Source organism: Kitasatospora sp. NPDC091335 (assembly GCF_044757205.1).
In the GTDB taxonomy this organism is placed as follows: domain Bacteria; phylum Actinomycetota; class Actinomycetes; order Streptomycetales; family Streptomycetaceae; genus Kitasatospora.
In genome coordinates, this window is record NZ_JBIVUM010000016.1 from 145,046 (window position 1) to 161,200 (window position 16,155).

Genomic DNA, 16,155 nt, shown 5'->3' on the forward strand with positions numbered 1-16,155 from the left:
CCGGACCCGGAAGACCAGACAGATCAGGCGGACCGGCCGAGCCGGGTGGGCTACCTGCCCGACCAGGACCAGACGCTGATGAAGCTGGTGGTGGCCGGCCCGTTCGGGGTCGGCAAGACCACCCTCATCCGCACCCTCTCCGAGATCGCCACCCTGCACACCGAGGAGGCGATGACCGAGACCGGCCGGCCGGTGGACGACCTGGTGGGCCTGCCCGAGAAGACCACCACCACCGTCGCCGTCGACTTCGGCCGGCTCACCCTGCCCGGCAACGTGGTGCTCTACATGTTCGGCACCCCCGGCCAGCGCCGCTTCTTCCCGCTCTGGCAGGACATCGCCCGCGGCGCTCTGGGTGCCCTGGTGCTCGCCGACACCCGGCGGCTGGCCGACTCCTTCGAGATCATGGACATGGTCGAGGAGCAGGGCCTGCCGTACGCCGTCGCCGTCAACCGCTTCCCGGACGCACCGGACCACCCGGTCGAGGTGCTGCGCACCCACCTGGACCTGCACGCCACCACCCCGTTGCTGCTCTGCGACGCCCGGCAGCGCGACAGCAGCCTGGACGCGCTGATCGCGCTGGCCGAGCACGTCCTGGACGTCCTGCCCGCAGCCCCTGACGCCCCTGACGCCCCTGGGGCCCCTGGCACCCCAGACACCTCCGACACCCCCGACATCCCGGAGCAGCCGTGACCGTCGAGTCCCGCCCGACCCCGATCCACGGCCCGGTCTTCGCCGCCGACCCCCAGCTGGTCTACGAGCGGCTGCGGCGGCACGGCCCGGTCGCCCCGGTGGAGATCGCGCCCGGCGTCGAGGCCCTGCTGGTCACCGACTACCAGGCCGCGCTGGACCTGCTGCGCGACACCGACACCTTCTCCAAGGACTCCAGGGCCTGGCAGCGGACCGTCCCGCCGGACTCCCCGCTGCTCCCGGTGCTCGGCTACCGCCCGACCGCGCTGTTCAGCGACGGCGCGACGCACGCGCGCTACCGGGCGGTGATCACCGACGCCCTGGCGCTGCTGGAACCGCACCGGCTCCAGCGCCAGGTCGCCGAGACCGCGCACCGGCTGATCGACGAGTTCGCCGCCGTCGGGCACGCCGACCTGATCGCCGCGTACGCCCGCCGGCTGCCCGCCTTCGTGCTCACCACCTGGTTCGGTGTGCCGCAGGAGCAGCGCGCCGACGTGGTGGCCGCGATCACCGGGCTGATCGAGTCCACCGCGCAGGCGGGCGCCGCGTACGGGAAGCTCCTCTCGGTGGTCACCGCGATGGTCGCCGAGCGCCGTGAGCGCCCCCGGCACGACCTCGCCTCCTGGTACGTCACCCACCCGGTCGGGCTGGACGACGACGAGGTGATCCGGCAGATCACCCTGACCCTGATCGCCGGGCACGAGCCGACCACCAACCTGATCGGCAACGCCCTGCTGCGCCTGCTCACCGACGCCCGCTACGCCGGCTCGCTGTTCGGCGGCGCGATGACCGCCCACCAGGCGATCGACGAGGTGCTCTGGCACGAGCCGCCGATGGCCAACCTCTCCGCCCACTACCCGCGGTACGACATCACCTTCCACGGCCGGGAGATCAAGGCGGGCACGCTGCTGCTGGTCTCGTACGCGGCCGCCAACTCCCAGGCGGCGCCGCCCGCGGAGGACGGCGGGCTGCGCAGCGGGGAGAGCGCCCACCTGGCCTGGGCGGCCGGCCCGCACGCCTGCCCGGCCCGGGACCCGGCCCTGCTGATCGCGATCACCGCCATCGAGCAGCTGGGCAGCCGCCTCAGCGACCTCGAACTGTCCACTCCCGCCGAGGACCTGCTCTGGCGCCCGGGCCCGTTCCACCGCGCCCTGATGCACCTGCCGGTCCGCTTCGAACCGGTCGCGGGATAGCCGGACGGTTCGCGGGCAGGTCGCGGGGAGGTCGCGGGGAGGTCGCGGGGAGGTCGCGGGCAGGTCGCGGGGAGGTCGCGGGCCGGTCCCGGGGCAGCACCGGTGCGGCACCGGACGGTTCGCGGGGCGGGCCTTCGGCAGCACGGAGGCCCGGACACCGCGCGGTGTCCGGGCCTCCCGCCGTCCGTTCTACTCGGCCGGCTTCAGCGTCAGCGAGACGCTGTTGATGCAGTACCGCTGGTCGGTCGGCGTGCCGTAGCCCTCGCCCTCGAAGACGTGCCCGAGGTGCCCGCCGCAGCGGGCGCAGCGCACCTCGACCCGGCGCATGCCGAGCGAGTCGTCCTCGATGTACTGGACCCGGTCCCCGGCCAGCGGCGCGTAGTAGGACGGCCAGCCGCAGTGGCTGTCGAACTTGGTCTCGGAGCTGAACAGTTCGGCCCCGCAGGCCCGGCAGCCGTACACGCCGACGGTCCTGGTGTCGGTGTACTCACCGGTGAACGGGCGCTCGGTGCCCGCCTCGCGGAGCACGTGGTACTCCTCGGGGCTGAGTTCGGCGCGCCACTCGGCCTCGGTCTTCTCGATCTCGTAGCTCATCTCACGGCTCCCGGTCGTGGCGTACGTCGGACGGACGTGGGTCAGACGTTGGAGGCAACGTTCGCGAGGTGCCTGAGGATTTCCGGCCCGAGGTTGGTGACGTCCCCCGCGCCCATGGTCAGCAGCAGGTCGCCCGGGCGGGTGAGGCCGGCCAGCAGGGCGGGGGCGGCGTCGAAGGAGTGCTCGGCGGTGACCTCGGCGCCGGCCCGGCGGGCGGCGTCGATGATCAGCTCGCTGGTCACGCCGGGGATCGGGTCCTCGCGGGCCGGGTAGATGTCCAGCACCACCGAGGCGTCGGCCAGCGCCAGGGCCAGGCCCATCTCCTCGGAGAGCTGCTGGGTGCGGCTGAACAGGTGCGGCTGGAAGACCACCAGCACCCGGCCCCCGCCGGTCAGGCCCTCGCGGACGGCCTCCAGGTCGGCGGTCATCTCGGTGGGGTGGTGGGCGTAGGAGTCGATCACCTGGACCCCGGCGGCCTCGCCCTTGAGCTGGAGGCGGCGGCGCACCCCGGTGTAGGCGCCGAGCGCCTTGGCCAGGTCGGCGGCCGGGACGCCCAGCGCGACGCCGGCGGCCAGCGCGGACACCGCGTTGTGGGCGTAGTGGCGGCCGGGCACCGAGACGGTGAAGGCCAGCTCGGTGCCGTCCAGCAGCACCGTGACCTCGCTGGTCATGCCGTGGGCGACCACCGACAGCACCCGCAGGTCGGCGTCCTCGGCGGCGCCGACCGTCACCACGTTCAGGTCCTCGCGGCCCGCCACCCTGGAGGTGAGCTCGCGGGCGCCGTCGTGGTCGGCCGAGACCACCAGGGTGCCGCCGGGGACGATCCGGCCGACGAAGGTCTCGAAGGACTCGTAGATCTCCTCGATCGAGGCGTAGTTGGCGTGGTGGTCCAGTTCCACGTTGAGCACGATCGCCACCTCGGGCGCGTACTTGTGGAAGCTGCGGTCGCTCTCGTCCGCCTCGGCGACGAAGATCTCACCGGTGCCGTGGTGGGCGTTGGAGCCGGGCGCGTCGAGGTCGCCGCCGATCGCGTAGGACGGGTCCAGGCCCAGCTCGCCGAGGGCGACGGCGAGCATGCTGGTCGTGGTGGTCTTCCCGTGGGTGCCGGCCACCGCCAGCGCCCGGTGGCCGCCCATCAGGGCGGCCAGCGCGTCGGAGCGGTGCACCACGGGGATGCCGCGCTCGTGGGCGGCGACCAGCTCCGGGTTGTCGGCGCGGATGGCGCTGGAGACGACCACGCTGCTGGTGCCGTCCGGCACGTGCTCGGCGGCGTGGCCGACGTGCACGGTGGCGCCGAGGGCGCGCAGCGCGAGGACGGTCTCGGACTCCTTGGAGTCGCTGCCGGAGACGCCGGCACCGCGCACGGCGAGGATCTTCGCCAGGCCGGACATCCCGGCGCCGCCGATGCCGATGAAGTGCGGGGCGTGCAGGTCGTGCGCGGCGTCGTTCAAGGCGGGGCTCCGTACGGGCGGGGGCAGACAGGTCGGGCGGACGGGTCCCGGCGGGCGCCGGCTCGGGAGCCGACGCGGGAATCGTCCTCGCGGGCGGACCGCAAGGACGATTCTGCACCACCGGCGCGCCGGGCTAGGAGTCGCTGGCGAACAGCCTGAGCACCGGGACCCCCACCTTGTGCCGGGCCTGGGAGGCCCAGTCGCGGTGGAAGAACTCCTCCACGAAGTGGGGTGAGGTGAGCACCACGACCTCGTCCGCCCGGTGCTCCTCGACGACCGCGCGCAGCCGCTCCAGCGGCTTCTCCTCCACCAGTTCGCCCACCGCCGCCGCCTTCGCCGAGCGCAGGTGGCGCAGGCTGTGCTCCAGCGACTCGGTGGCCACGGTCGGCCCGCTCTCGGACTCGTCGTGCTCGTGCACCACCTTGTCGAGGTGGCCGAGGGCGACGTCGTCGAGCGCTCGCAGCAGTTCGTCCTGCTTGCCGCGCGGCTGCATCAGGACGACGAAGGACACCTCCTCATCGCCGTGGAGCGTGGTGACGAGCTCCACGTCCGCGTCGGAGAGAGCCTTTTCGATCATCAGTACCGTCTTGAACACGTGAGTCCCTTCCAGTGGCCGGCCCCCGGGCCCCGGCATCGCATAACGGCATCACGATCGGGGGGTCACGGGGTCATCCGAACCGGGGTGACGCAGGTAACGGGTGAAGAGGAATCCTTTCTGCTCGATCAATGAGACCAGTCGCATCCGCTGCACGTCCGGCATTCGCGCATCGTGCAGGATGCGCGGCGCGTCGCCGCCGGTGAGCAGCGGGGCCAGCGACAGGCACAGCTCGTCCAGCAGGCCGGCCTCCGCCAGCCGGCCCAGCAGGCGCGGGCCGCCTTCGGTCAGCAGCCTGGTCCAGCCCCGCTCGGCCAGTGCCGCCACACCCGCCCGCAGGTCCACCGCGCCGGTGCCGGCGACCACCAGGTCGGCCACCTCGGCGACCGCCCCGCGGCGCTCCGCCGGGGCGTCCTCGGTGGTGATCACCACCGTCCTGACCAGCGGCTCGGTGAACAGCGGCGCGGTCAGGTCCAGCCGAAGGGAGCGGCTCACGACGGCGATCGCCGGGGCCGGTGCCTGCCCCGCGGCCGCCCGGGCCGCCGCGAACTCCCGGCGCGCCCTGGCCGGCCGGTAGCCCTCGGCGCGGACGGTCTCGGCACCCACCAGTACCACGTCGGACAGCGCCCGCAGCACCCCGAAGATCCGCTTGTCCGCGTCGCCGGAGAGCCCCTCGGACAGCCCGTCCAGCCTGGCCCCGCCGTCCAGGCCGGACACCATGTTGGCGCGCAGCCACGGGCGCCCCTGATTCACCTGTTCGGGGTACGCGTAGACGGCGGCGAGCGATTCCAGTGCGGCCGGATCGTCGAAGCGTTCACCCGGCGGGCTGATCAACTGTTGCATGTTCTCAGTCTTCCACCGGAGACCGAGGGTCGTTCGGACGGCGTACGGAGCAGGCGTACCCTCTACTGATGTGCCCGCAGCCTCCCACTCCGCCACCACGACCGAGCCGATAGCCGCCGCACACGCGTCCGGCTCCCCGATCGCGCTCACCGACCGCCGCCCCGTCGTCCCCGCCGAGCGGCTCGTCGCCGAGATGGTCCCGCCGCCCCGGTTCGCCGAGGTGAGCTTCGGGACGTACATCCCGGACCCGACCCAGCCGAGCCAGTACGAGGCCGTCCAGGTCCTGGAGCAGTTCGCGGCCACCCTCACGGGAGGAAACGGTTCCGCGCCCAAGCGCAGCTGGTTCCGCCGCTCCGCCCCCGCGCCCAGCGGCCCGGCCGGCGTCTACCTCGACGGAGGGTACGGCGTCGGCAAGACCCATCTGCTCGCCTCCCTCTGGCACGCCGCCCCCGGCCCCAAGGCCTTCGGCACCTTCGTCGAGCTGACCAACCTGGTCGGCGCGCTCGGCTTCCAGCAGGCCGTGCGGACCCTCTCCGGGCACCGGCTGCTCTGCATCGACGAGTTCGAGCTGGACGACCCGGGCGACACCGTGCTGGTCTCCACCCTGCTCGGCCGGCTGGTCGACAACGGCGTCAAGCTGTGCGCCACCTCGAACACCCTGCCGGAGAAGCTCGGCGAGGGCCGCTTCGCCGCCGCCGACTTCCTGCGCGAGATCCAGGGCCTGTCCGCGCACTTCCGCCCGATGCGGATCGACGGCCAGGACTACCGCCACCGCGGCCTGCCGGACGCCCCGCCGCCGTACACCGACGAGGCCGTCGAGGACGTCGCGGCCCGCACCCCCGGCGCCTCGCTGGACGACTTCGACACCCTGCTCGCCCACCTCTCCGCCGTCCACCCCAGCCGCTACGGCGCCCTGCTGGACGACGTCACCGCGGTCTGCCTGCGCGGCGTCAAGCAGGTCGACGACCAGTCCACCGCGCTGCGCCTGGTCGTGCTGGCGGACCGGATGTACGACCGCGAGCTGCCGATCACCGCCTCCGGCCTCCCCTTCGACGAGGTGTTCCCGGAGGAGATGCTGCGCGGCGGCTACCGCAAGAAGTACCTGCGCGCCGTCTCCCGCCTGGTCGCCCTGGCCCGCGACAGCGCCAAGTAGGTTCCGCCCGTAACCCGCGCTCCCGGTCGGGCGTTGTCCCTCCCGGAACAGAGGGGGGAGCCATGGACGGGGCGCGGGTGGGCTACACGATCGAGATCGAGCCCGAAGTGCGCACCTGGCTGCGCAGCTGCGCACTCGCGGAGTACCGGGCGGCCGAGCGTGCCGCGGACCGTCTCGCCGAGGACGGGGAACTGCTGCCCTTCCCACTGGCCAGCCACCTCGGCGGACCGCTGCGGGAGCTGCGGATCGGGCCGATGCGGATCACCTACTGGCTCGCCCCCGGTCGACGGGCTGTGCTGCTGACCGTCTTCCGCAAGACTAGGAACCGCGAGAGCGACGAGGTCGAGCGGGCCCGTCGCGCCCAGAAGGAATGCGAGGCCGAGCACGCGCCGGCCGACGACCACGAGGTGTACGACAGGGACGAGGAGGAGCGATGAGCAGCGGCTACCACACCCGCTGGGTCGTACCGCCGGAGCACCGCGAGAGCGAGGAGTACCGGGCGGCCGGGCGGCGGATGGCGCTGGCCGAGGCCGTGTACGCCCGCCGGTCCGCGCTCGGCTGGACCGTCGCCGAACTCGCCGAGCGGGCCGGGCTGGACGAGGAGACGGTCGAGAGCATCGAGGAGAGCGGGGTCGATCCGACACTTCCGCTGATCGAGCGGCTTGCCGCCGCCTTCGACTCCGCCGTGCGGATCGACCCGGCCCGTGAGCCCGCCATCCGGTTCGAGGCGCACGCGGCCTGACCGGAGCCGCCCCGCCTGTCAGTGGTGGGTCGTACCGTGGAGTGGTGCGTCCCATCACGAGTATTGAGCGGTCCGTGGCGCCCTTCGAGGTCGTCAGCCCCTTCCAGCCGAACGGCGACCAGCCGGCGGCGATCGCCGAGCTGGAACGGCGGATCAGGGGAGGGGAGAAGGACGTCGTGCTGCTCGGTGCCACCGGCACCGGCAAGTCGGCGACCACGGCGTGGATGATCGAGAAGCTGCAACGGCCCACCCTGGTCATGGCGCCGAACAAGACGCTGGCCGCGCAGCTGGCGAACGAGTTCCGCGAGCTGCTGCCGAACAACGCGGTCGAGTACTTCGTCTCGTACTACGACTACTACCAGCCGGAGGCGTACGTCCCGCAGACGGACACCTACATCGAGAAGGACTCCTCGATCAACGAGGAGGTCGAGCGGCTGCGCCACTCGGCGACCAACTCGCTGCTCACCCGCAGGGACGTGATCGTGGTCGCCTCCGTCTCCTGCATCTACGGCCTCGGCACCCCGCAGGAGTACGTGGACCGGATGGTGCCGCTCAGGATCGGCCAGGAGGTCGACCGGGACGAGCTGCTGCGCCGCTTCGTGGACATCCAGTACGCCCGCAACGACGTGGCCTTCACCCGCGGCACCTTCCGGGTCCGCGGCGACACCATCGAGATCTTCCCGGTCTACGAGGAGCTCGCCGTCCGGATCGAGATGTTCGGCGACGAGATCGAGGCGCTGTACACGCTGCACCCGCTCACCGGCGAGATCATCAGCCAGGACGAGTCCGTCTACGTCTTCCCCGCCTCGCACTACGTGGCCGGCCCCGAGCGCATGGAGCGCGCGATCACCGGCATCGAGACGGAGCTGGAGCAGACGCTCGCCCGGATGGAGAAGCAGGGCAAGCTGCTGGAGGCCCAGCGGCTGCGGATGCGCACCACCTACGACATCGAGATGCTGCGCCAGATCGGCACCTGCTCGGGCGTCGAGAACTACTCGATGCACTTCGACGGCCGCGAGCCCGGCTCCCCGCCGAACACCCTGCTCGACTACTTCCCGGAGGACTTCCTCCTGGTCATCGACGAGTCGCACGTCACCGTCCCGCAGATCGGCGCGATGTACGAGGGCGACGCCTCGCGCAAGCGCACGCTGGTCGAGCACGGCTTCCGGCTGCCGTCCGCGATGGACAACCGCCCGCTGAAGTGGGAGGAGTTCCTGGAGCGGATCGACCAGACGGTCTACCTCTCGGCGACGCCCGGCCCGTACGAGCTGTCGCGCGGCGACGGCCAGGTCGAGCAGATCATCCGGCCGACCGGCCTGATCGACCCCGAGGTGATCGTCAAGCCGACCGAGGGCCAGATCGACGACCTGGTGCACGAGGTCCGCCGGCGGGTCGAGCGGGACGAGCGCGTGCTGGTCACCACGCTGACCAAGAAGATGGCCGAGGACCTCACCGACTACATGCTCGGGCTGGACATCAGGGTCCGGTACCTGCACAGCGACGTGGACACCCTGCGCCGGGTGGAACTGCTGCGCGAGCTGCGGGCGGGCCGGTTCGACGTACTGGTCGGCATCAACCTGCTGCGCGAGGGCCTCGACCTGCCCGAGGTGTCGCTGGTGGCGATCCTGGACGCGGACAAGGAGGGCTTCCTGCGCTCCGGCACCTCGCTGATCCAGACGATCGGCCGCGCCGCCCGCAACGTCTCCGGCCAGGTCCACATGTACGCGGACAGGATCACCCCGTCGATGGAGAAGGCCATCGACGAGACCAACCGCCGCCGGGTCGTGCAGCAGGCCTACAACAAGAAGCACGGGATCGACCCGCAGCCGCTGCGCAAGAAGATCGGCGACATCCTGGACACCCTCGCCCGCGAGGACGTGGACACCGACGAGCTGCTCTCCACCGGCTATCGGAACCAGGGCAAGGGCAAGGCGCCGGTGCCGTCGCTGGGCGCGGACCGCAAGCCGGCCAAGTCCCTGCCGGCCGCCGAACTGGCGGACCTGATCCAGGAGATGACCGACCGGATGCACACGGCAGCCGCCGACCTCCAGTTCGAGGTCGCGGCCCGGCTGCGCGACGAGGTGAAGGAACTGAAGAGGGAGCTGCGGCAGATGCGCGAGGCCGGGGTGGCGTAGTCGGCCCGCCGGGGCGCACCCGGCGGGCCGGCCGGGCTTGGCCGGAATGACACCGGTCAAGCCCGGAGGTGTCTCAGGCTTGCCACAAACGGGGAGACCCTGGGGAGCCGGGGGCCTCGCAGGCCCTAGGCTGGCCTGCGGCATCGTGCCCTCGGGACGGGGTGGCGGGCCGTACGCAGAGGGGGCCTCAGCCGGGGGACGGCGACGGGGTGTTCCATCGTGGAGCCGCGCGGCGCGACCGTGCGGCCGGCAGAGAGGACAACGTCGTGTCGGTGAACCTCGCCAAGGGGCAGCGGGTCAGCCTCCAGAAGGGGCCGGGCAGCGCCCTGACCGTGGTCCGGATGGGCCTCGGCTGGCAGGCCGCCCCCAAGCGCGGGCTGTTCGGCAGCCGTACCCGGAAGATCGACCTGGACGCCTCGGCGCTGCTGTACGCCGAGAAGACCCCGTCCGACGTGGTGTTCTTCTCGCACCTGGAGAGCAACGACGGCTCCGTCCGGCACACCGGGGACAACCTGGAGGGCGGCTCGGGGGCCGAGGACGACGAGGCGATCCTGGTCGACCTGGTGCACGTGCCCGTGAACATCACCCAGGTGGTGTTCACGGTGAGCTCGTACACCGGGCAGACCTTCGCCGAGGTCGAGCGGGCGCACTGCCGGCTGCTGGACGAGACCACCGGGCTGGAGCTGGCGCGCTACGAGCTGGCGGGCGGCGGGCCGCACACCGGGCAGATCATGGCCAAGGTGGTCAGGGACGGCAACGGCGGCTGGGAGATGCAGGCGATCGGCGCGCCCGCGAAGGGGCGGACCTTCCAGGACCTGCTGCCGGCGATCGAGCCGTACCTCTGACGGTTCTTTACCTTCTTTACCTTTCCTTGCCTTCCCTGTTACTCTCGACGACAGCGGAGGGGAGTATTCCTCGACAGCCGACCCCGTCATCACGGGTGCCCGTCGTGGCACCCCGGGGCGCTGGCCCGATGGGCGGAAGAGACCTCCGGCAGTGACGATGACTGTCTCGCCTACCTGCCGGAGGAGCAGTAGTGGACGTTTCCGTAACCATGTGGGTTTCCACGATCCTGGTGCTGATCGCACTGATCGTGGCGGACTTCTTCATCGGAGGGCGCAAGCCGCACGAGGTCTCGATCAAGGAGGCCGGGATCTGGACGGCCGTCTGGGTCGCCCTGGCGGTGCTCTTCGGCGGCTTCCTCTGGTGGCACTCCGGGGGGAAGCCGGCGGGCGAGTTCTTCGCCGGCTACATCACCGAGAAGTCGCTCAGTGTCGACAACCTCTTCGTGTTCATCCTGATCATGGGCAAGTTCGCGGTGCCCAGGATCTACCAGCAGCGTGTGCTGATGTTCGGTGTGATCATCGCGCTGGTGCTCCGGGCGGTGTTCATCGCCGGCGGTGCCGCGCTGGTCTCCGAGTTCTCCTGGGTGTTCTTCATCTTCGGCGGCTTCCTGATCTGGACGGCCTGGAAGCTGGTCAAGGAGGCCCGCGCCGAGGAGGAGGACGAGGAGTTCGAGGAGAACCGCGTGCTCAAGTCGATCACGCGGCGCTTCCCGGCCACCGAGGACTACCGCGGCACCAGGCTGTTCGTCCGGGAGAACGGCCGCCGGCTGATCACCCCGATGCTGATCGTGATGCTGGCGATCGGCACCACGGACGTGCTGTTCGCGCTGGACTCGATCCCGGCCATCTTCGGCCTGACCCAGGACCCGTACATCGTCTTCACCGCCAACGCCTTCGCCCTGATGGGCCTGCGCCAGCTGTACTTCCTGATCGGCGGCCTGCTGAAGAAGCTGGTCCACCTGTCGTACGGCCTGTCGGTGATCCTCGGCTTCATCGGCGTGAAGCTGGTGCTGCACGCGGCGCACGAGGCGGGCGCGACGTGGGCCCCGGAGATCGGCATCCCGTTCTCGCTGGGCTTCATCGTGGTCGTGCTGGCGATCACCACCTTCACCAGCCTGCGGGCCTCGAAGCAGGCCGAGCAGGCCGAGCAGGCCGAGCGCGAGAAGCTCGACGCCTGACCCGCCGCGCACGCGCCGAGGCCCCCGTGACCGCCATCCGGTCGCGGGGACCTCGGCCGTTCGGCGGGGCGGGCTACCAGCCGCGCTCGCGCCACTCCGCCAGGTGCGGGCGCTCCGCCCCGAGAGTGGTGTCGTTGCCGTGGCCGGGGTAGACCCAGGCCTCGTCCGGCAGGACGTCGAAGACCTTCTCGGTGACGTCGCGGTAGAGCGTCCTGAAGGCCTCCGGGTCGCCCCAGGTGTTGCCCACGCCGCCGGGGAAGAGGCAGTCGCCGGTGAAGACGTGGGGGTGGCCCTGCGGGTCGTCGTAGACGAGCACGATCGCGCCGGGGGTGTGGCCGACCAGGTGCCGGACGGTGAGCCCGACCTCGCCGACCCGCAGCGTGTCCCCGTCCGCGAGCAGCAGCTCGGTGGGGACCTCGATGCCCTCGGCGTCGTGCTCGCCGGCCGCGGTGCGGGCGCCGGTGGTGGCGACCACCTCGGCCAGCGCGCCCCAGTGGTCGTGGTGCCGGTGGGTGGTGACCACGGTGCCCAGTTCGTCGCCGACGGTCTCCAGCAGTGCCGGGGCGTCCGCGGCGGCGTCGATCAGCAGTTGCTCGTCGGTGGCCCGGCAGCGCAGCAGGTAGGCGTTGTTGTCGTACGGGCCGACCGCCACCTTGGTGATGATCAGGTGGGCCAGCTCCCGTACGTCCGGCGGTCCGCCGACCTTGACCGCTCCGTGGTACGTCATCCGTTCGCTCCCTCTCCAGTGGCTCCTGGGATCATCCTCGCGCCGTCAGCCCATCGGGGGAAGCGGGGGGAGGGCGGTGTCGGGGGTGCGGCGCAGACCGGTGCCGTCGGAGCGGCCGGAGAGCCAGGCGGTGAGGGCGCGGACGGGGCCCTCGACGGTCAGGGCCGGGGTGCCCGAGCCGATCACGGCGCGGTCCCCGGTGTCCTCGGCCGCGAGGGAGACGGCGGGCAGCCCGGCGTCGTCGGCCAGGTTCGCGGCGAGCCTGCGGAACTGGGCGACGGCGAAGGACTCCGGCCAGTGCGCGGGGGTGTAGCCGGCGTCGAGGTCGACGTGGTGGAACTCCAGCTCCACCACGCGCTTGGCCGGGATCCCGTGGGCCGGGAAGACGTAGCCGAAGCGGTGCCTGACGGACGCCGCCCAGTCCTCGGGGGCCAGCAGCGCGGCGGCCTCGGCGAAGCGCTCGTGCGACGCGCGCAGGTCGTCGAGCTGGACCTCCAGCGGGCGGGGCGCGTCGCGCTCGATGTCCCGGTCGCGGGCCTCGCCGCTCGTGTACTGCGGGATGTCGGTGCCGGTGCGGGCTCCGGTGAGCAGGTTGACCAGGGAGTCGGCGTTGCGGGCGAGGTGGGCCAGCACGTGGCCGCGGGTCCAGCCGGGCAGCGCGGAGGGCTCGACGAGGGCCGCGGGCTTCAGTTCGGCCACGGTGTGCAGCAGGTGCCGGGTGCTCTCCTCGACCTGGGCCAGGGACCGGGTGGCGGCGGACTGCGGGTCGGTCATCACATCTGCCTTCGGTGGGGGCGGGGCGTTGCCCGCCCGGGGCTTCGCTCGTTGACCAGGTGACGCTATCGCCGAATCCCGGCCCTGAGCAGGGCCTTTTTCGGTCCGGGTACGGACGGTCCGGAGGTCGGCTTCACTCGTTCGGGTGGGCCCGGCTGGACAAGGTCGATATTCGAACGTCTGAGCTATAGGCTGGCTGCCGCATCCTGGAAGAAGCAGCACATCCCGACGCAAGCCCTCTCGCCCCGGAGAAAGGCGCCAGAAGCAGTGGCCGACCGCCTCATCGTCCGCGGTGCTCGCGAGCACAACCTCAAGAACGTTTCGCTCGACCTGCCCCGCGACTCCCTCATCGTCTTCACGGGCCTCTCCGGCTCCGGCAAGTCCTCGCTCGCCTTCGACACGATCTTCGCCGAGGGCCAGCGCCGCTACGTGGAGTCGCTGTCCTCGTACGCCCGCCAGTTCCTCGGGCAGATGGACAAGCCCGACGTCGACTTCATCGAAGGCCTCTCCCCGGCCGTCTCGATCGACCAGAAGTCCACCAACCGCAACCCCCGTTCGACCGTCGGCACCATCACCGAGGTCTACGACTACCTGCGCCTGCTGTTCGCCCGGATCGGCAAGCCCCACTGTCCGCACTGCGGCCGCCCGATCGCCAAGCAGTCCCCGCAGGCGATCGTGGACAAGGTGCTGGAGCTCGCCGAGGGCACCCGCTTCCAGGTGCTGAGCCCGGTGGTGCGCGAGCGCAAGGGCGAGTTCGTCGACCTCTTCGCCGACCTCCAGTCCAAGGGCTACTCCCGCGCCCGCGTCGACGGCGAGACGATCCAGCTCGCCGAGCCGCCGAAGCTCAAGAAGCAGGAGAAGCACACCGTCGAGGTGGTGATCGACCGCCTGACCGTCAAGGACAGCGCCAAGCGGCGGCTCACCGACTCGGTGGAGACGGCCCTGCGGCTCTCCGGCGGCATGGTCGTGCTCGACTTCGTCGACCTCCCCGAGGACGACCCCGAGCGCGAGCGGATGTACTCCGAGCACCTCTACTGCCCGTACGACGACGTGTCGTTCGAGGAGCTGGAGCCGCGCTCGTTCTCCTTCAACTCGCCGTTCGGCGCCTGCCCGGACTGCTCGGGCCTGGGCAACCGGATGGAGGTCGACGCCGAGCTGGTCGTCCCCGACCCGGAGCGTTCGCTGGACGAGGGCGCGATCCACCCGTGGTCCGCCGGGCACGCCAAGGAGTACTTCCAGCGCCTGATCGACGCGCTGGCCGGGGAGCTCGGCTTCCGCACCGACATCCCCTGGGCCGGGCTGCCCGCCCGCGCCAGGAAGGCGCTGCTGTACGGGCACAAGCACCAGGTGGAGGTCCGCTACCGCAACCGCTTCGGCCGCGAACGCTCGTACAGCACCGGCTTCGAGGGCGCGATCCCGTTCATCCAGCGCCGGCACACCGAGGCGGAGAGCGACAGCAGCCGCGAGCGCTTCGAGGGCTACATGCGCGAGGTGCCCTGCCCGACGTGCCGGGGCACCAGGCTCAAGCCGGTGGTGCTCGCGGTCACCGTCGAGGACAGGTCGATCGCCGACGTCTCCTCGATGTCGATCAGCGACTGCTCCGAGTTCCTGGGCGCGATGAAGCTCAACGCCCGGGACAAGCAGATCGCCGAGCGGGTCCTCAAGGAGGTCAACGAGCGGCTGCGCTTCCTGGTCGACGTCGGCCTGGACTACCTCTCGCTCGACCGCGCGGCCGGCACCCTGTCCGGCGGCGAGGCCCAGCGCATCCGGCTGGCCACCCAGATCGGCTCCGGCCTGGTCGGCGTGCTGTACGTGCTGGACGAGCCGTCGATCGGCCTGCACCAGCGGGACAACCACCGGCTGATCGAGACGCTGGTGCGGCTGCGCGACATCGGCAACACCCTGATCGTGGTCGAGCACGACGAGGACACCATCAAGACCGCGGACTGGGTGGTCGACATCGGCCCGGGCGCCGGCGAGCACGGCGGCAAGGTGGTGCACTCCGGCTCGCTGAAGCAGCTGCTCACCAACAAGGAGTCGCTGACCGGCCAGTACCTCTCCGGCAAGCGGTCCATCCCGATCCCGGACACCCGCCGCGAGCGGGACAAGAAGCGCCAGCTGACCGTCCACGGAGCCCGCGAGCACAACCTCAAGGACGTCACGGTCGGTTTCCCGCTCGGCACCTTCACCGCGATCACCGGCGTCTCCGGCTCCGGCAAGTCGACGCTGGTCAACGACATCCTGTACACCCACCTCGCCCGGGAGCTGAACGGCGCCCGCAGCGTGCCGGGCCGGCACACCCGGATCACCGGCACCGACCTGGTGGACAAGGTGGTGCACGTCGACCAGTCGCCGATCGGCCGCACGCCGCGCTCCAACCCGGCCACCTACACCGGGGTGTTCGACCACGTCCGCCGGCTCTTCGCGGAGACGCAGGAGGCCAAGGTCCGCGGCTACCTGCCCGGCCGGTTCTCCTTCAACGTCAAGGGCGGCCGCTGCGAGAACTGCTCCGGCGACGGCACCATCAAGATCGAGATGAACTTCCTGCCGGACGTCTACGTGCCGTGCGAGGTCTGCCACGGCGCCCGGTACAACCGGGAGACGCTGGAGGTGCACTACAAGGGCAAGTCCATCGCCGAGGTGCTGGACATGCCGATCGAGGAGGCGCTGGCCTTCTTCGAGGCCGTCCCGGCGATCGCCCGGCACCTGCGGACGCTCAACGACGTGGGCCTCGGCTACGTCCGGCTCGGCCAGTCCGCGCCCACCCTCTCCGGTGGCGAGGCGCAGCGCGTCAAGCTCGCCTCGGAGCTCCAGAAGCGCTCCACCGGGCGGACGGTCTACGTGCTGGACGAGCCCACCACCGGTCTGCACTTCGAGGACATCAGCAAGCTGATCAAGGTGCTCAGCGGGCTGGTGGAGAAGGGCAACACGGTGATCGTCATCGAGCACAACCTCGATGTGATCAAGACCGCCGACTGGGTCGTCGACATGGGCCCCGAGGGCGGCTCCGGCGGCGGCAGCGTGGTCGCCGAGGGCACCCCGGAGCAGATCGCCGCCGTCCCGGAGAGCCACACCGGCAAGTTCCTGCGGGACATCCTTCCGGGTGGCTTCGCGGACGCCCCGGTGGCCGCCCCGGCGAAGAAGGCACCGCGCAAGCGCGCGGCCGCCGCGAAGAAGTAGCCCCGCGCGCCCACCCCGCCGCTCCCGACGCCCCCGCCACCGTGCGGGTGGCCAGGGA

Annotated in this window: 15 protein-coding genes; 9 read left to right on the forward strand and 6 right to left on the reverse strand. The window is 71.4% G+C overall.

Annotated features, from left to right (window positions below):
• The first annotated feature begins 78 nt into the window (after positions 1–78).
• Both ACIQOW_RS29290 and ACIQOW_RS29295 read left to right on the forward strand, forming a co-directional pair.
• Positions 79–690 (forward strand): GTP-binding protein, encoded by a 612-nt coding sequence (locus ACIQOW_RS29290; protein ID WP_401090016.1) that lies wholly within the window; start codon positions 79–81, stop codon positions 688–690.
• Positions 687–1,880, forward strand: a complete 1,194-nt coding sequence (locus ACIQOW_RS29295; RefSeq protein WP_401089925.1) for a cytochrome P450 — start codon at positions 687–689, stop codon at positions 1,878–1,880. Before ACIQOW_RS29290 ends, ACIQOW_RS29295 begins: the two co-directional genes overlap by 4 nt.
• A gap of 189 nt (positions 1,881–2,069) precedes the next feature.
• Here ACIQOW_RS29295 and msrB read toward each other — a convergent pair whose 3' ends face one another.
• The 4 genes from msrB to ACIQOW_RS29315 all read right to left on the reverse strand — a co-directional run bounded on the left by msrB (position 2,070) and on the right by ACIQOW_RS29315 (position 5,363).
• Complete coding sequence (msrB, locus tag ACIQOW_RS29300; protein ID WP_188297013.1) at positions 2,070–2,474, reverse strand: peptide-methionine (R)-S-oxide reductase MsrB; 405 nt, start codon at positions 2,472–2,474, stop codon at positions 2,070–2,072.
• A 41-nt stretch (positions 2,475–2,515) separates the two neighbouring features.
• Entirely contained in the window at positions 2,516–3,925 is a 1,410-nt protein-coding gene (gene murC / locus ACIQOW_RS29305; RefSeq protein WP_401089928.1) for a UDP-N-acetylmuramate--L-alanine ligase, read from the reverse strand.
• A gap of 133 nt (positions 3,926–4,058) precedes the next feature.
• A complete protein-coding gene (locus tag ACIQOW_RS29310) occupies positions 4,059–4,520 on the reverse strand; it encodes an indole-3-glycerol phosphate synthase (RefSeq protein ID WP_188297012.1) in 462 nt (153 codons plus the stop codon).
• Positions 4,521–4,571: 51 nt separating this feature from the next.
• Complete coding sequence (locus ACIQOW_RS29315) at positions 4,572–5,363, reverse strand: pyrimidine reductase family protein (protein ID WP_401089930.1); 792 nt, start codon at positions 5,361–5,363, stop codon at positions 4,572–4,574.
• A 109-nt stretch (positions 5,364–5,472) separates the two neighbouring features.
• Between ACIQOW_RS29315 and zapE the strand changes: the two genes are divergently transcribed.
• From zapE to ACIQOW_RS29345, 6 genes are all read left to right on the forward strand, one after another.
• A complete protein-coding gene (zapE, locus tag ACIQOW_RS29320; RefSeq protein WP_401090018.1) occupies positions 5,473–6,516 on the forward strand; it encodes a cell division protein ZapE in 1,044 nt (347 codons plus the stop codon).
• 62 nt (positions 6,517–6,578) lie between these two features.
• Positions 6,579–6,953, forward strand: a complete 375-nt coding sequence (locus tag ACIQOW_RS29325) for a type II toxin-antitoxin system RelE/ParE family toxin (protein ID WP_401089932.1) — start codon at positions 6,579–6,581, stop codon at positions 6,951–6,953.
• A complete protein-coding gene (locus ACIQOW_RS29330; protein WP_401089934.1) occupies positions 6,950–7,258 on the forward strand; it encodes a helix-turn-helix domain-containing protein in 309 nt (102 codons plus the stop codon). Before ACIQOW_RS29325 ends, ACIQOW_RS29330 begins: the two co-directional genes overlap by 4 nt.
• A gap of 44 nt (positions 7,259–7,302) precedes the next feature.
• Positions 7,303–9,393, forward strand: a complete 2,091-nt coding sequence (gene uvrB / locus ACIQOW_RS29335) for an excinuclease ABC subunit UvrB (protein ID WP_188297009.1) — start codon at positions 7,303–7,305, stop codon at positions 9,391–9,393.
• A 266-nt stretch (positions 9,394–9,659) separates the two neighbouring features.
• Positions 9,660–10,238 carry a TerD family protein gene (locus ACIQOW_RS29340; protein ID WP_188297008.1) on the forward strand — a complete coding sequence of 193 codons (579 nt, stop codon included), beginning with the start codon at positions 9,660–9,662 and terminating at the stop codon, positions 10,236–10,238.
• A gap of 191 nt (positions 10,239–10,429) precedes the next feature.
• The gene (locus ACIQOW_RS29345) at positions 10,430–11,416 is read left to right on the forward strand and encodes a TerC family protein (protein WP_401089936.1); all 987 of its coding nucleotides are present in this window, start codon (positions 10,430–10,432) and stop codon (positions 11,414–11,416) included.
• A 73-nt stretch (positions 11,417–11,489) separates the two neighbouring features.
• On the opposite strand, the gene ACIQOW_RS29350 is transcribed toward ACIQOW_RS29345, so the two are convergent.
• Together ACIQOW_RS29350 and ACIQOW_RS29355 are read right to left on the reverse strand one after the other, a co-directional pair.
• The gene (locus tag ACIQOW_RS29350) at positions 11,490–12,143 is read right to left on the reverse strand and encodes an MBL fold metallo-hydrolase (protein WP_401089937.1); all 654 of its coding nucleotides are present in this window, start codon (positions 12,141–12,143) and stop codon (positions 11,490–11,492) included.
• Between the two features lie 45 nt (positions 12,144–12,188).
• On the reverse strand, positions 12,189–12,917 hold the full coding sequence (locus tag ACIQOW_RS29355; protein ID WP_401089939.1) for a maleylpyruvate isomerase family mycothiol-dependent enzyme: 729 nt from the start codon (positions 12,915–12,917) through the stop codon (positions 12,189–12,191).
• Positions 12,918–13,184: 267 nt separating this feature from the next.
• Here ACIQOW_RS29355 and uvrA point away from each other — a divergent pair, with 267 nt between their 5' ends.
• Positions 13,185–16,097 carry an excinuclease ABC subunit UvrA gene (gene uvrA, locus ACIQOW_RS29360; protein WP_401089941.1) on the forward strand — a complete coding sequence of 971 codons (2,913 nt, stop codon included), beginning with the start codon at positions 13,185–13,187 and terminating at the stop codon, positions 16,095–16,097.
• The last annotated feature ends 58 nt before the right edge of the window (positions 16,098–16,155 follow it).

Coding starts and splice junctions, on each gene's coding strand:
- ACIQOW_RS29325 (WP_401089932.1), top strand. CDS start 6,579: ATGGACGGGGCGCGGGTGGGCTACACGATCGAGATCGAGCCCGAAGTG.
- ACIQOW_RS29330 (WP_401089934.1), top strand. CDS start 6,950: ATGAGCAGCGGCTACCACACCCGCTGGGTCGTACCGCCGGAGCACCGC.
- ACIQOW_RS29315 (WP_401089930.1), bottom strand. CDS start 5,363: ATGCAACAGTTGATCAGCCCGCCGGGTGAACGCTTCGACGATCCGGCC.
- ACIQOW_RS29290 (WP_401090016.1), top strand. CDS start 79: ATGAAGCTGGTGGTGGCCGGCCCGTTCGGGGTCGGCAAGACCACCCTC.
- msrB (WP_188297013.1), bottom strand. CDS start 2,474: ATGAGCTACGAGATCGAGAAGACCGAGGCCGAGTGGCGCGCCGAACTC.
- ACIQOW_RS29355 (WP_401089939.1), bottom strand. CDS start 12,917: ATGACCGACCCGCAGTCCGCCGCCACCCGGTCCCTGGCCCAGGTCGAG.
- ACIQOW_RS29350 (WP_401089937.1), bottom strand. CDS start 12,143: ATGACGTACCACGGAGCGGTCAAGGTCGGCGGACCGCCGGACGTACGG.